The sequence below is a fragment of the Thalassospira sp. Z349TD_5 genome (genome assembly GCF_056173045.1).
Genome location: NZ_CM149654.1, coordinates 3,701,549 through 3,714,057, shown reverse-complemented (window position 1 = coordinate 3,714,057; position 12,509 = coordinate 3,701,549). Strand labels below are relative to the sequence as shown.

Sequence of the window (12,509 nt, the reverse complement as noted above, 5' to 3'; positions counted from 1 at the left end):
ATGTGCTGTCGGGCCGAAACAATCAATTGGGTTCAGACCCTAGCCACCATCGCCCCATTCGACAGGAAGACCATGTCATGACGTCGCCCGCTTCTTTCCCTGATTACGTTACGATTGCGCTTTGGGCCACCAACCTTGGTAAACCGATCAGCAGCATGGCCGATTGGGCCGATCATGTTGATGGGCAAATGGCGAAGGCCGCCAAACAGGGGGCGAAGGTCTTTGTCATGCCTGAATATGACAGTGAACAGTGGATGGCCTTTAAGCCGGAAGGTCTTCAAACCAATCAGGAAATTTCCTGGATGGCGGATCAGGCACCGGCTGCACGTGAACATGCTGCTCGGCTTTCAAAAAAGCATGACATGCTGTTCGTCGCCGGAAGCATGCCTTGGCATCTTGATCCGGCGGACCCGGCCAAGGGGCAAACAAACAGTGCGATGATCTTTACGCCAGAAGGCGATGCAATCATTCAGGATAAACTTTCCCTAACCCCCGGTGAGCAGGAACCTGATGACTGGAACCTCATACCCGGTAAGGAGTTTGGCGTTTTTAAATGGCGGGGTTTGAACGTAGCAGTTCTGATCTGCCTTGATATTGAAATGCCTGCTCTTTCGTGCTTGCTCGCCCCGCTTGATATTGATCTTCTTTTGGTGCCCTCGATGACAATGACCCCGTCGGGCTATCACCGTGTGTTTGGCTGCGCCAAAGCCCGTGCGGTTGAACTGATGACTGTGGTTGGGGCCTGTGGCACGACGGGGACGGCAATCAATACAACGCAGAACCCGACAAATTATTCCGGCTGTTCGGTCTTTACCCCGTGCGAGCCGCAGCTTGGCCACACGGGTATTTTTGCCCAGACCGAACCAACATTTGATGATGGCGGCGATGGTGAACTGCTGATCGCCAAGGATATCCCCGTTGGACTTGTCCGTGCGTTGCGTGGTGGCGATGCCGAAGTCTGGCCCGGTTGTTGGACGGCAAATCACGTGCAAATCAACAGTAAGACGTCATAACGACTTGAACCTTGCGGCAAAATGACAAGGATGATGTTGGTTGGGTAATCTGGCCACGGGGCATCTGTGCGCGCGACATGGACCAAGATACAAATAAGTTTGGAGCAAAAATCGCATGAAGATTGCAGTTATGGGTGCAGGTGCTGTCGGGTGTTATTACGGTGCCATGCTGGCGCGTGCCGGGCATGATGTGACTTTGATCGGACGTCCCGCCCATGTTGAGGCAATGAACCGCGATGGATTGCTTCTCGACCTGGGAACATCGCAGGAATATGTCGCCGTGACCGGCAGTACGGAGGCGTCGTCCGTTGACGGTGCAGAACTGATTTTGTTGTGTGTAAAGTCGACGGATACGGAAGATGCGGGTCAGCAGATCAAACCGTTTATTGGCAAGGACACCATTATCCTGAGCTTGCAAAACGGTGTTGATAACGCCGAACGCCTTGGTCAGGTTCTTGGTCAGCCAGTTATTCCTGTGGTGGTGTATGTCGCAACCAGCATGGGTGGTGCCGGCCATGTGAAACACCATGGTCGCGGTGAACTCGTCATTGGCATGTCATCGCAAAGCCAGGTGGTCGCAGATACATTGCGTCCGGCGCGCATTCCCGTCGAAATTTCCGAAAATGCCGATGGTGCATTGTGGGCCAAAATGATTCTCAACTGTGCCTATAACGCATTGTCCGCAATTACCCAGACCCCGTACGGTGAACTGGTGAAACAGGACGGTATTTGGGATGTGATGCGCAACACGGTGGATGAATGCCTTGCGGTTGCGGCGGCCTGCGGCGTTACTGTTCCGGGTGACGTCTGGGGGGCAATTGAAAAGATTGTCGAAACCATGCCCGCGCAGTTTTCATCGACCGCACAGGATTTGGCACGCGGCAAACCAAGCGAGATCGATTATCTCAATGGTTATATCGTGCGCAAAGGCCGCGAATTTGGTATTGCCACCCCGACCAATCTTGCACTGCATGCCATAACGAAATTGCAGGAACGCAGAGCCTGACAACACGTGACGTCCGGGGCGCCTTATTCAGCCTGTTTGGCCGGTGGCGTTGTGATGTCCGGTTTTGGAATGGGAACACCTATTCTGTCACCAAACATCACAATCGCGGCGGCAAGCACGATCAGGAAAGCCCCAACCAAGCTCACCGGTGCGGGTAGTAGGCCAAACACGGTAACGTCGAGCAACAGCGCCCAGATCATCGCGGTATATTCGAACGCGGCCAGTGTCGATGCTGGGGCGCGTGCCAATGCTTCGGTCATGAAAATATGGGCAAGTCCACCGGTCAGCCCCGCCCCGATCAGGCAGGCCAGAACTTTGAAGGATGGATCAGCCCAGCCAAACGGCAGGGTCAGTAACCCACCCAGCAAGCAGATCACAGCAAAATAAAACGCGATGGTGCCAGCTGATTCCGTGCTGGTCAGAGCCTTGATTTGAATCTTGGCAAAGGCGGTGGTGACGGCCATGGCAAGCCCAGCCCCGATGCCGAGCAGAACGCCGGTGTCGATCCCCGGTGTTGAGAGTGTCGGCCACAGCATCAGGAACACGCCGCCAAACCCGGCGAAGGTGGCGGTAAACACGGCAATGCCGGGCTTTTCGCGCAGGATGACCATGGCAATCGGTAAAACCAGAAGCGGTGCCAAAAAGCCAAGTGCTGTTGCAAGAGCAAGCGGTAGATAGGCCAGAGACAGGAACGAAAAGAACATCGACACGACGCCAAATGTGCTGCGTTGAAGATGGCCCATGGGGCGCGCGGTGCGAAGTCCACGCGGGAACTGGTGCCGCCACATCAAGTACATCACAATCGGGATCAGCGCGACGGAGCTTCGCCAGAACATGATTTGACCCACCGGTGCCTCAAAGGACGCCAGCCGGACAAAAAGGCTCATCACGGCAAACAGGCCGGTTGCCGCTAACCGCAAGCCAACACCGGACCAAAATGTATTCATTCCTGCTAACCTCCCAGAATATCTCCTTTATCAATACTGGAACCCGTCAGGTTTGCATGAATGACAAATTCTCATATCTGGGCTGAAGAAAATTTGCGACTTGGTTGCAGGTGCCGACGTTTTGCAGGGCGAAGGCAAATATCTGGACGCTTAGTGCATAGATATGGACAAACGGCATAGTGACATTGCCAGATTTCTTCAAAGTTGTGCTCATCAGAAAGGGTGTCGTTGCCAGATACGATGAAGTGTCATCGGGCGATGGTGCAGGTCGAAAACCAGGTAGGGAAAGGCCTTTGATGATGTTAAGCGCGACGTATTGTAGCGGCGATGATGTCATCGCGTGCAGACAGCCGCCTCACCAGCGTCCAGTGGTGATTATTGAACAAAATCTTGCAAACCTTGATCAGGCGATTACGCAATACCTTGGTTTTGGGGATATTATTCTTGTGCCCAATCCGTATCATGGCCTTCATATGATACGGATGTTGGAGGCCGAGAATATCGAAATTATGGCGGTCGTGGGCATTCATCCTGCGCACGATACAACGCTTTGGGCAGTATAACGCACAAATATCCCTGATCGTCTAACAAAAGCCTGAAAAGGACGCCCAACCGTACCACGTCGGTTGGGAGTTTTGCCATTAGATCAGTCCGTAAAGCCAGCTTTCATAGCGTTTGTCGACAAGGTCATTGGTGTTTGTTGTTTGGCGTTCGTTAACAACAGCCCCATTGCGGACTTCACCCGGTGTCGTGTCGTATTTTTCACGGAATGCCCGGATAAAACTGGCGTCGCTGGAAAAACCGCACTCCAAAGCAATGTCATAGATCGAAGAACGCGCCCTTAAAGGATCGTTCAACAGCGAGATTGCCTGACGCAACCGCATGTCGCGAATGTAATTGTAAACACCGCCATAAGGCGCAAAGTAATTGTACAGCTTGGACCGAGAGACCCCAAGATCATGTGCCGCCTGACGTGGGTTCAGATCCGGTGAGCCAAGATTGTCGCGAAAGTAACGGCGCATGCGGACCATGTTCATGATGCCGTTTCGCTGATGGCTTGTTTCACGGGTGAGGCCGGTTGCCGTGTTGATGCAGTTTGCGAACATCAAGGCGAATATTTTCTCGACAGTACTTGATTGTTGATGAGTGAGAGCGCGGACATTTTTGTGCAATGAGATCAATTGATCACGCAGCATTCGGACCATCGGGTCGCTTGGATCAAGAAACCGTATGCAGTGATCGTTCGGTTGATGAAGTAATTCTTCAACAAGGGGACGTGGCATGACCAGTGTTAAGGTCTGCAAATCACTTGTCTGGGCTATAAATGGTTGTGTCAGGTCATAGACAACAAGGCCATTACGTTTTATTTCCGTGCCGCCCTTGCCGGTTTCGCAATGAACCGTACCGTTGGTGTACAGGCCAACGCCATAGTGGTCCATACCGTTGCCAGCAATCTGACTATAGGCACGCTCAAAACTTTGTTGCCGCGATTTCACATCCATCAACATCAATGAGCCAAAAAGATGAGACTCAATACTTGACGTAAAGTTTTCGTCGCGAACCGTTTTGTCGGCTTCGACCCCAAAAAGACAATTGATTGAGTCCTTCCAAACGCCATAGCGTTCATGCATTGGAAGGTTATCGACCGTAAAAAAAGAGCTGGAACAACCAGCTGACGCCTGTTCCGATTGCATTGTTATCTTCCCAAATGGCCTACATGGCACGCATCAGATGATGCATTATCTAAAATGTGGATTGGGTCAGGCTTACTTGCCTATCCACTAATTTAAGATAACTTAAATTAACCATTTATGCAAAAGCACTTATGTATAGGCCCATCAAAAGTGTTAATTAGAATGCTGAGAAAATGGTAATGCAACGTCGTGCGGTACGGGGTCTCATGGGATAGGCCATGATGTCCGAGCCAAGGACTACGTGTTGCAGGCCGACGCCTGGTTGTCAGGCCGAGGAGCTAAGGAACAGTTTTCGTACGACTTGTGGCGGAGTCCCTTATTCGAGGTGCTTGTATTTCTTGCTGTTTTTGTCTTGCGCCTTGAGGCTCGGGCCACGGATCAGATCGAATTGCGCATATCGTGTGTTTATATATTTAATTAACCGTATATTTGAAAATACTTTAGTATAGTAAATTCTTGAATTTCTACACCAAAGTATTGGCCCGTGTTTCGGTAACGCGCGGATTGCAAGGGTTAGCGGGCTTTTTCTGGACATTATGTAAAATGTTTTGGACGCTCTGCGCATTGGTTTCACGCAATGTGTGATATCTCCGTCTAGACAAAACTAAAATAGAATCTCGAAAGCACAATACCGCTTCGAGCGATCAGGTAGAGCCGTCATATTTCTCCGGGGGAGAAGATGAATTCATTCGAATTACACCCAGCACGCCGTAAAGGAGAGGTCTATCATACAGACCCTGGACGGTATCTGGGGGAAAACTGCCATCTAGACCCAGGCCGTCGGCATGGGGAACCAAACCACGAGGTTTGGAAAGATCTCATTTCGATGCGTTTGACTGCAGCAGCCAAACGCACCTTGTTTTCCGCACAAGAGGCGGAAAATTCGACCTACTTTGATAGTTCCAACGCTGAAAACGCCACAGCAATGATCCGTGCAATTGGCGACAGTGTTGCGGTCCTAAAGTCCATTGTCGATATCATGCCCGCTCTTGAAAGATTGATTTCAGTGAATTCTGGGCTTGAAGCCAAGCGCCGAGATCCCAAAACTATTGAGTATCGAACATCGGAAAAGCTTCCGCCCAAGCGACCGTTGACAAACAACAGCGGCTGGTCAGCGGATGCCATGATCGAAATGCATAATATGTGTGCCGAAAGCCGCCGAAAGCCAGCAGGAAAGCCGACATTAAACGAAGTATATGAACACAAAGACGACAGCACGGATAATGTGATCCCACCCTGTCCACGTTACTACAAACCGAATTAACGGCTGTCCGGATGGATGAGTGGGTTTTACAAGTCCCCGAAATTGTCCGGACCAGATAGTTGCTGTGATCAATGATTACGCCGCCGAAACGACGAAGGTGACTTTGTCTGTTCGGCGGTAGTTTTTTGCGATCTGTAGTGCGCCACGCATCCGGTTTTTTGTCTCTTGGCGCAGCATCCAGCGGTTTACCGGAAATAACCCCCGGGTGTTTTGCCCGTTGCCTTGCGGAACATGGCAATGAAGGCCGACGTGTTTTCATATCCCAAATCAAGGGCGACTTCTGTGACTGGCCGTTCATTGGCCAGCCGCTCCAACGCATACAGCAGTCTTAGCTTTTGCCGCCATTCACGAAACGGCATGCCGGTTTCACGTTGAAACAGACGGGCAAGTGTGCGGCTTGACGCACCACAAACCTTTGCCCAGTCATCAAGTGTGCGGTTGTCGGCAGGATCCCCCTGCAGATGTTCGCATATTCTTGAAAGTCGGGGGTCTTTTGGGGCAGGCAAATACAAATTGTCCTGATCCGGGGCCTTTAGTTGATCGAGCAAAACACGGATAAGACGCCCTTCTTCGCCGTCTTCGTCATACTCAATCGGGATTTCGGTCGCCGCGCGGATCAGTTCACGCAACAGCGGGCTGACGTCAAGAACCATGCATCGGTTGGGTAGGTTCACCGAAACATCGCGTCCGATATAAAGGTGGCGTGCACGGGTTAATCCGCTGCAGGTTACTGCATGATCGGTATGGGGCGGCACCCAGACAGCCCGCTGTGGTGGGACAATCCACATGCCGGCCTCTGTCAGGACGGTCATGGTTCCTTCAATGGCGTACAGTAGCTGGTTCCAGTCATGGCTATGGGCGGCAACGTGATAGCCCGCAGGCATGTCACTGACCCGGACATAGACCGCACGCGGCAATTCCTTTGGCCGGGGGCGGTTGTTGTTATGAATGGGGCGGCTTTCAAACGTGTTCATGATGTGAGACATGACATTCGTCCAAATAAAACTGTCTGATTTACGGTATATATTGGCAGATTATCGTAAGACAGACGATCTCGACAGGTTTAACTTGGTCTCATTCCAAATCAACTATTGTTGTGACAAAGGACCCGCCACCAATGCGGCCCTGTCTGGGGAGACAAAATGTCCAAACAAATCATACCAGAAGCCAGTAATCACGCGGCCCCGCTCGGTGAAGTGGCAAATGGTGATGTCGGTGGCCCGGTCTATAAGGGCTGGCGCAACCCCGAAGTTCTTTTGATTGTAATGGCTGCGGCGATGCCGCTGTCCTTTTCGACCTGGATGGCACTTTTAAATAATTTTTCGGTTGAGATGGCCGATTTTACCGGACGTGAAATCGGAATTTTGCAGTCTTTGCGTGAAATTCCCGGTTTTATGGCCTTTAGCGCGATATTTGTTTTACTGATTTTACGCGAACAGACCTTTGCCTTGCTCTCACTTTTGGTGCTGGGGATCGGGGTGGCGATTTCGGGCTATTTCCCGACAGTGATCGGGCTGTATTGCACCACGGTCCTGATGTCCATCGGCTTCCATTACTTTGAAACCATGCAGCAGGCCTTGTCCCTGCAGTGGGTGAAAAAGGAACGCACCGCAATGGTGATGGGCCGGCAGCTTTCAGCCAAGTCCGTGTCGTCGCTGGTGATGTTTGGCATCGTCTGGGTGATGCTTGAAGTGTTCAATGTCGAGTATCGCTATGTCTATCTGCTGGGTGGTGCACTGACCATTCTTGCCGCCCTGTTTGTCTGGGGGGCTTTCCCCAAATTCTCTGATGCCCATCCGCAAACCAAAAAACTGATCCTGCGCAAACGCTATTGGCTGTATTACGCCCTGACCTTCATGAGCGGTGCCCGTCGTCAGATATTTACCGTCTTTGCCGGTTTCCTGATGGTTGAGAAATTCGGCTATGACGCCGCGACCATCACGCTGTTGTTCCTTTTCAACCATGCGATCAACATGGTGCTGGCACCAAAAATTGGAAAACTGATTGCCAAATGGGGCGAGAGACGGGCACTCACGTTTGAATATGTCGGTTTGTTCATCGTCTTTGTGTCCTATGCCTTTGTCGAGAACGACAAGATCGCCGGTGGGCTTTATGTGATTGACCATCTGTTCTTTGCGATGGCGATTGCGATCAAAACCTATTTCCAGAAGATCGCCGATCCGGCTGATATCTCATCGACTGCAGGTGTCAGCTTTACGATCAACCATATTGCTGCGGTGTTTATTCCTGCGGCCTTTGGTCTGATTTGGCTGTTGTCACCAAGTGCGGTCTTCCTTGCGGGGGCTGTGATGGCGGCCGTGTCGCTGGTCCTTGCCCTTAACGTGCCGAATGACCCGGAACCGGGAAATGAAGTAGTGCGGGGGTATAAATCGGCGCAACTGCATCCGGCCTGATCAGAAGCTTTTAAACTGTCGATTGACGTGACTTTAGAAACGCCTGCGCAATGACGCAGGCGTTTCTGTTTGTGTTTGCCGCATCTTTTTCGCAAAATCTTCAAAATGTTGACCATCTGAACGGGAATAATGTTTCATGATTAAGTACGTGAACAGGGAAAAGACACATGGCGCACATTCGTAAAACTGGGGCTGTACTCGTCGGGCTGTCGCTGGCACTGGCCAGCGGGACGGCTTTGGCGGACAGTTCGGTCTCGCTTCGCATTCTGGAAACCACCGACATCCATACGCATCTGGTCAATTATGACTATTACCGTGATGGGGCGTCTGAGACGGTCGGGCTCGCCAAGGTCGCGACATTGCTCAAAACCGCACGTGGCGAAGCCGAGAACATGGTCCTTGTTGATAATGGCGACCTTATTCAGGGTAACCCGCTGGGCGATTATATGGCCAAGGAACGCGGCCTGAAAAAAGGTGAAATACACCCGGTTTATAAGGCAATGAACCTTCTGGGGTATGACGCCGCCAACATTGGCAATCATGAGTTTAACTATGGTCTGGACTTCCTCGCCACGTCACTCGCCGGTGCCGATTTCCCCTATGTCAGTGCCAATATATTTGTCGATGACGGCGATGATAACGCAGAAAACGACAAACCGTATTTCGATCCCTATGTTTTGCTGGATCGTCAATTCGTTGATGATAACGGTAAAACCCATAAGGCAAAAGTTGGCGTGATCGGGTTTGTTCCGCCGCAAGTCATGCAATGGGACAAGGCCAACCTCGCCGGTAAGGTGATTTCCAAAGACATCGTCGATATGGCGAAGAAATACGTGCCGGAAATGCGTGCCAAGGGGGCGGACATCGTTATTGCGGTGCCTCATTCCGGCTTTTCGACCATGGAACGCCATGGCATGGAAGAAAACGCCACCTATTACCTGTCCGAAGTTGAAGGCATTGATGCCATCCTGTTTGGCCACGCCCACACGGTGTTCCCCTCAGAAGACTTTGCCGATGTCAAAGGTGTCGATCTTGCCAAGGGCACGATTAATGGTGTTGCAGCTGTCATGCCGGGCTTCTGGGGCAGTCACCTTGGCGTGATTGACCTGCAACTGAATGTGTCAGATGACGGCACATGGAGCGTGGTCGACAGCCTGTCGGAAGCCCGCCCGATTTATCAGCGTGAAGGTCGTGAAGTTACCCCGCTTGTCGAAGCCGACCCCGATGTGGTCGCAGCGGTAAAAGAAGAACACGAAGCCACCATTGCCTATATGCGCGAAGGTGTCGGCACAACTGAGGCCCCTATCAACAGCTTCTTCGCCTTGGTGGCTGATGACCCGTCGATCCAGATCGTGACCAATGCCCAGAAATGGTATTTGGAAAAACTGCTGAACGGTTCGGAATATGACGGTATTCCAATCCTCTCAGCCGGAGCCCCGTTCAAGGCCGGTGGTCGTGGCGGCCCGGATTACTTTACCGATATTGCAGAAGGCAAAATCGCGCTTAAGAACGTTGCGGATCTTTATATCTATCCCAACACAGTCCGTGCGGTACTGCTGAATGGAGATCAAGTTCGCGAATGGCTGGAAATGTCGGCCGGCCAGTTTAATCAGATTGATCCGAACAGTCGCGAAGAACAGCCGCTTATTAACCCGGATTTCCCGACGTACAATTATGACGTGATTGACGGGGTGACCTATCAGATCGATGTCACCAAACCAACCCGCTATAACAAGGCGGGTGAGGTCGTCAATGCCGACAGTCACCGTATCGTCAATCTGGCATTTGAGGGCAAATCGGTGAGCGCTGATCAGCAGTTTGTTGTCGCGACCAATAACTACCGCGCCGGTGGTGGGGGCAATTTCCCGGGGCTGGATGGATCGACCATCATTATCGAGGCACCCGATGAAAATCGCACCGTTCTGGGCAACTATATTCTGTCGGAAAAGACGATTGACCCGAAAGCGGATGGTAACTGGAGCTTTGCCCCGATTAGGGATGCGTCCGAGGTGACGTTCGTCACCAGTCCAAAGGCATCATCGGCGGTCAATGCCCCTGACGACATCAGCTTTATCGGTGAAGATAAGGACGGTTTTGCCAAATATGTCCTGCAAACCAAATAATGATTGATGTTTGGCCGGACCCGCCTTGCGCTATGCTTGGTGTGTTCCGGTTCAGAATATGAAACTGAAAAAGCCGCCCGGATGTGCCGGGCGGCTTTTTGAATTCTGGAGGTCGTTCTAAGCCGATCAGCTTATTTCTTTGCGCCGGGGCGCTGTGGGCCTCTGTTCGGACCGCCCTGCTGCGAAGGCGGATTGTCTTCACGTGGGTTTTTGCCGTTCAAATAGGCCTGCGCGCAATGTTCATCGCAATAGGGTTTGGTCGGAATGTTTTTCTTACCGCAGAAATAAAAATCATCCGTATCCGGATCACCAAACGGCCAGCGGCACATGCCCGGCCCGAGATCATAGATAGAGATGCCTTTGCTCTGCTGTTTCGGCGCAGGAGCCTTTTTCTGTTCGGCTTCTTCCGCGCGACGCTGGATCGGGGAGGGGCGCTTGGGCAGTCCCAGGCGGTGTGCCTTGCCAACCACAGCATTCTTGCCAACGCCCAGTTCTTCACCGATGCGTGCCGTGGTCCAGCCCTGATTCCAGAGCGAAGTCAGCAATTCAATCTTTTCCGGCGTCCAGCTCATTTCGAGTATATTCCGTGTTCCGTTGTCTGCCCGACGGTATGTTACCGATGACAGATGCTTATTGTCCGATGTCAAACAGGGATACAGACGTATCTACTAATATCGCGCAACGCAAGTGTCATGGAGATTCGCACCACGACCAAGATGCGCGAACAGCGCAATTTGCATGTTGGTGCAGTAATGTAAAGGGGAGATCGTCATTTGATCTGGTTTTTCATATCTGTTGTGGTGTTCTTGGCGGGCCACATCATCCCCGGTCTGATGCGAAATCAGATCGTCGGATCGATGGGGCGACGGGCCTATGTTTTTTGCTTCTCAGTGCTTTCGCTGGTGTTGCTGATATGGGTCATTCACGAAGTTCTTGTCGCTGATTTTATACCCCTTTGGCCGTTTGCCCCATGGCAGGTCTATGTCGCTCTGTGCCTGATGTTGCCTGCATGTATTTTGTGGGCCGCGGCCATTCTTCAACCCTGTCCATTGTCGATCGGGCGAAAAAATGGTTTTGATCCAAATCGCCCCGGGATTAACGCATTTTGTCGGCATCCGTTGTTGCTTGGGGCATTCTTGTGGGGGCTTGGACATGTGTTGCCCAATGGGGATCTGGTCGCTGTAATATTCTTTGGCGGAAGTGCTGTTTTTGCTCTGGTCGGTTTTGCCAGAATGGAAAAAATCCGCATGAAAGAGATGTCAAAGGCTGAAATATCTGAGATTTTGGCAGGGACTCGGCGGTTTGCCCCGCGTGCAGTACTTCATGGTGCGATTGGTCTGGGTGAAATTGGTTTGGGGGTGATGATTTATGCCTGCCTGATCATCGTCCACCGATATGTCATTGGCATCAGTCCACTTGGGGCGCTCGGCGCATTTGGTGGTTAAGCGATCTTTGTTTTAAATGCGTCTTTCGATGTGTTCTTGACCACGGTGCTTGCAAGCCCGGCCTTTGATAAGGATACTATCTTTACCGCGCATGCATTCTGTGCCGCTGCCGGTTACGTAAAGCGAGGTACCATGACTTCTTCCCAACTCGCGACAAGCTTGGCGAAATTCGCTGAAATGGAAGGCCGTCATCCACGACTTCTGTTGGCGACAGCATCTTCGCATGAGGAACGTCACCATAAAAAGGTCGCGACCCTGTTTGCCGATGGCGGCTTTGACGTCAACGTCGCACCCGCACATTCAGATGCACAATCGATTGCACGTCAGGTCATTGATTGTGATGCGGATATGCTCGTCCTGATCAGAACGTCACTGACCGCGGACGACCGGGTGAGTGTCGCAGACATCATCTCGTCGCTTGATGCCATGGATGGGGAATATGTGAAATTTGGCATTGTCGGCCACCCGGATGACCCGGCGAAAAGCAATGTCGATTTCCTGTGCGATCTTGATCATCTCAAAACCACCGACTGCGAAGCTTTGATTGAATACATTTTGGCCGTTGAAGAAGGACGTGTCGCACAACATATTTAAAGTGCTGTC

General features: G+C 51.7%; 12 protein-coding genes. 8 read left to right on the top strand and 4 right to left on the bottom strand.

The genetic code is table 11. The annotated features are described in order from the left end of the window. Window positions 1–77: 77 nt before the first annotated feature. Together AC0VXT_RS17130 and AC0VXT_RS17125 are read left to right on the top strand one after the other, a co-directional pair. A complete protein-coding gene (locus AC0VXT_RS17130) occupies window positions 78–1,013 on the top strand; it encodes a nitrilase-related carbon-nitrogen hydrolase (protein ID WP_475546393.1) in 936 nt (311 codons plus the stop codon). 115 nt (window positions 1,014–1,128) lie between these two features. After that, complete coding sequence (locus AC0VXT_RS17125) at window positions 1,129–2,019, top strand: ketopantoate reductase family protein (RefSeq protein ID WP_475546392.1); 891 nt, start codon at window positions 1,129–1,131, stop codon at window positions 2,017–2,019. A gap of 23 nt (window positions 2,020–2,042) precedes the next feature. Here AC0VXT_RS17125 and AC0VXT_RS17120 read toward each other — a convergent pair whose 3' ends face one another. Further along, the gene (locus AC0VXT_RS17120; protein WP_475546391.1) at window positions 2,043–2,966 is read right to left on the bottom strand and encodes a DMT family transporter; all 924 of its coding nucleotides are present in this window, start codon (window positions 2,964–2,966) and stop codon (window positions 2,043–2,045) included. A 179-nt stretch (window positions 2,967–3,145) separates the two neighbouring features. Here AC0VXT_RS17120 and AC0VXT_RS17115 point away from each other — a divergent pair, with 179 nt between their 5' ends. Further along, window positions 3,146–3,529, top strand: coding sequence for a hypothetical protein (locus AC0VXT_RS17115; protein WP_475546390.1), 384 nt, complete (start codon window positions 3,146–3,148; stop codon window positions 3,527–3,529). A 78-nt stretch (window positions 3,530–3,607) separates the two neighbouring features. Here AC0VXT_RS17115 and AC0VXT_RS17110 read toward each other — a convergent pair whose 3' ends face one another. Beyond that, the gene (locus AC0VXT_RS17110) at window positions 3,608–4,660 is read right to left on the bottom strand and encodes a helix-turn-helix domain-containing protein (RefSeq protein WP_475546389.1); all 1,053 of its coding nucleotides are present in this window, start codon (window positions 4,658–4,660) and stop codon (window positions 3,608–3,610) included. 679 nt (window positions 4,661–5,339) lie between these two features. Between AC0VXT_RS17110 and AC0VXT_RS17105 the strand changes: the two genes are divergently transcribed. Beyond that, window positions 5,340–5,924 (top strand): hypothetical protein, encoded by a 585-nt coding sequence (locus AC0VXT_RS17105; protein ID WP_475546388.1) that lies wholly within the window; start codon window positions 5,340–5,342, stop codon window positions 5,922–5,924. 185 nt (window positions 5,925–6,109) lie between these two features. Here AC0VXT_RS17105 and AC0VXT_RS17100 read toward each other — a convergent pair whose 3' ends face one another. After that, window positions 6,110–6,910, bottom strand: coding sequence for an AraC family transcriptional regulator (locus tag AC0VXT_RS17100; RefSeq protein ID WP_417824829.1), 801 nt, complete (start codon window positions 6,908–6,910; stop codon window positions 6,110–6,112). 156 nt (window positions 6,911–7,066) lie between these two features. On the opposite strand from AC0VXT_RS17100, the gene AC0VXT_RS17095 reads away from it, so the two are divergent. Both AC0VXT_RS17095 and AC0VXT_RS17090 read left to right on the top strand, forming a co-directional pair. Beyond that, a complete protein-coding gene (locus AC0VXT_RS17095) occupies window positions 7,067–8,338 on the top strand; it encodes an MFS transporter (protein WP_475546387.1) in 1,272 nt (423 codons plus the stop codon). A 167-nt stretch (window positions 8,339–8,505) separates the two neighbouring features. Continuing rightward, on the top strand, window positions 8,506–10,461 hold the full coding sequence (locus AC0VXT_RS17090) for a bifunctional 2',3'-cyclic-nucleotide 2'-phosphodiesterase/3'-nucleotidase (protein WP_475546386.1): 1,956 nt from the start codon (window positions 8,506–8,508) through the stop codon (window positions 10,459–10,461). A gap of 131 nt (window positions 10,462–10,592) precedes the next feature. On the opposite strand, the gene AC0VXT_RS17085 is transcribed toward AC0VXT_RS17090, so the two are convergent. Next, window positions 10,593–11,033 carry a GcrA family cell cycle regulator gene (locus tag AC0VXT_RS17085; protein ID WP_022731092.1) on the bottom strand — a complete coding sequence of 147 codons (441 nt, stop codon included), beginning with the start codon at window positions 11,031–11,033 and terminating at the stop codon, window positions 10,593–10,595. Between the two features lie 201 nt (window positions 11,034–11,234). Here AC0VXT_RS17085 and AC0VXT_RS17080 point away from each other — a divergent pair, with 201 nt between their 5' ends. Both AC0VXT_RS17080 and AC0VXT_RS17075 read left to right on the top strand, forming a co-directional pair. Further along, the gene (locus AC0VXT_RS17080) at window positions 11,235–11,906 is read left to right on the top strand and encodes an NnrU family protein (RefSeq protein WP_475546385.1); all 672 of its coding nucleotides are present in this window, start codon (window positions 11,235–11,237) and stop codon (window positions 11,904–11,906) included. Window positions 11,907–12,038: 132 nt separating this feature from the next. Beyond that, window positions 12,039–12,500 (top strand): methylmalonyl-CoA mutase, encoded by a 462-nt coding sequence (locus AC0VXT_RS17075; protein WP_475546384.1) that lies wholly within the window; start codon window positions 12,039–12,041, stop codon window positions 12,498–12,500. The last annotated feature ends 9 nt before the right edge of the window (window positions 12,501–12,509 follow it).

Coding starts and splice junctions, on each gene's coding strand:
- AC0VXT_RS17130 (WP_475546393.1), top strand. CDS start 78: ATGACGTCGCCCGCTTCTTTCCCTGATTACGTTACGATTGCGCTTTGG.
- AC0VXT_RS17125 (WP_475546392.1), top strand. CDS start 1,129: ATGAAGATTGCAGTTATGGGTGCAGGTGCTGTCGGGTGTTATTACGGT.
- AC0VXT_RS17120 (WP_475546391.1), bottom strand. CDS start 2,966: ATGAATACATTTTGGTCCGGTGTTGGCTTGCGGTTAGCGGCAACCGGC.
- AC0VXT_RS17110 (WP_475546389.1), bottom strand. CDS start 4,660: ATGCAATCGGAACAGGCGTCAGCTGGTTGTTCCAGCTCTTTTTTTACG.
- AC0VXT_RS17105 (WP_475546388.1), top strand. CDS start 5,340: ATGAATTCATTCGAATTACACCCAGCACGCCGTAAAGGAGAGGTCTAT.
- AC0VXT_RS17100 (WP_417824829.1), bottom strand. CDS start 6,910: ATGTCTCACATCATGAACACGTTTGAAAGCCGCCCCATTCATAACAAC.
- AC0VXT_RS17095 (WP_475546387.1), top strand. CDS start 7,067: ATGTCCAAACAAATCATACCAGAAGCCAGTAATCACGCGGCCCCGCTC.
- AC0VXT_RS17090 (WP_475546386.1), top strand. CDS start 8,506: ATGGCGCACATTCGTAAAACTGGGGCTGTACTCGTCGGGCTGTCGCTG.
- AC0VXT_RS17085 (WP_022731092.1), bottom strand. CDS start 11,033: ATGAGCTGGACGCCGGAAAAGATTGAATTGCTGACTTCGCTCTGGAAT.
- AC0VXT_RS17075 (WP_475546384.1), top strand. CDS start 12,039: ATGACTTCTTCCCAACTCGCGACAAGCTTGGCGAAATTCGCTGAAATG.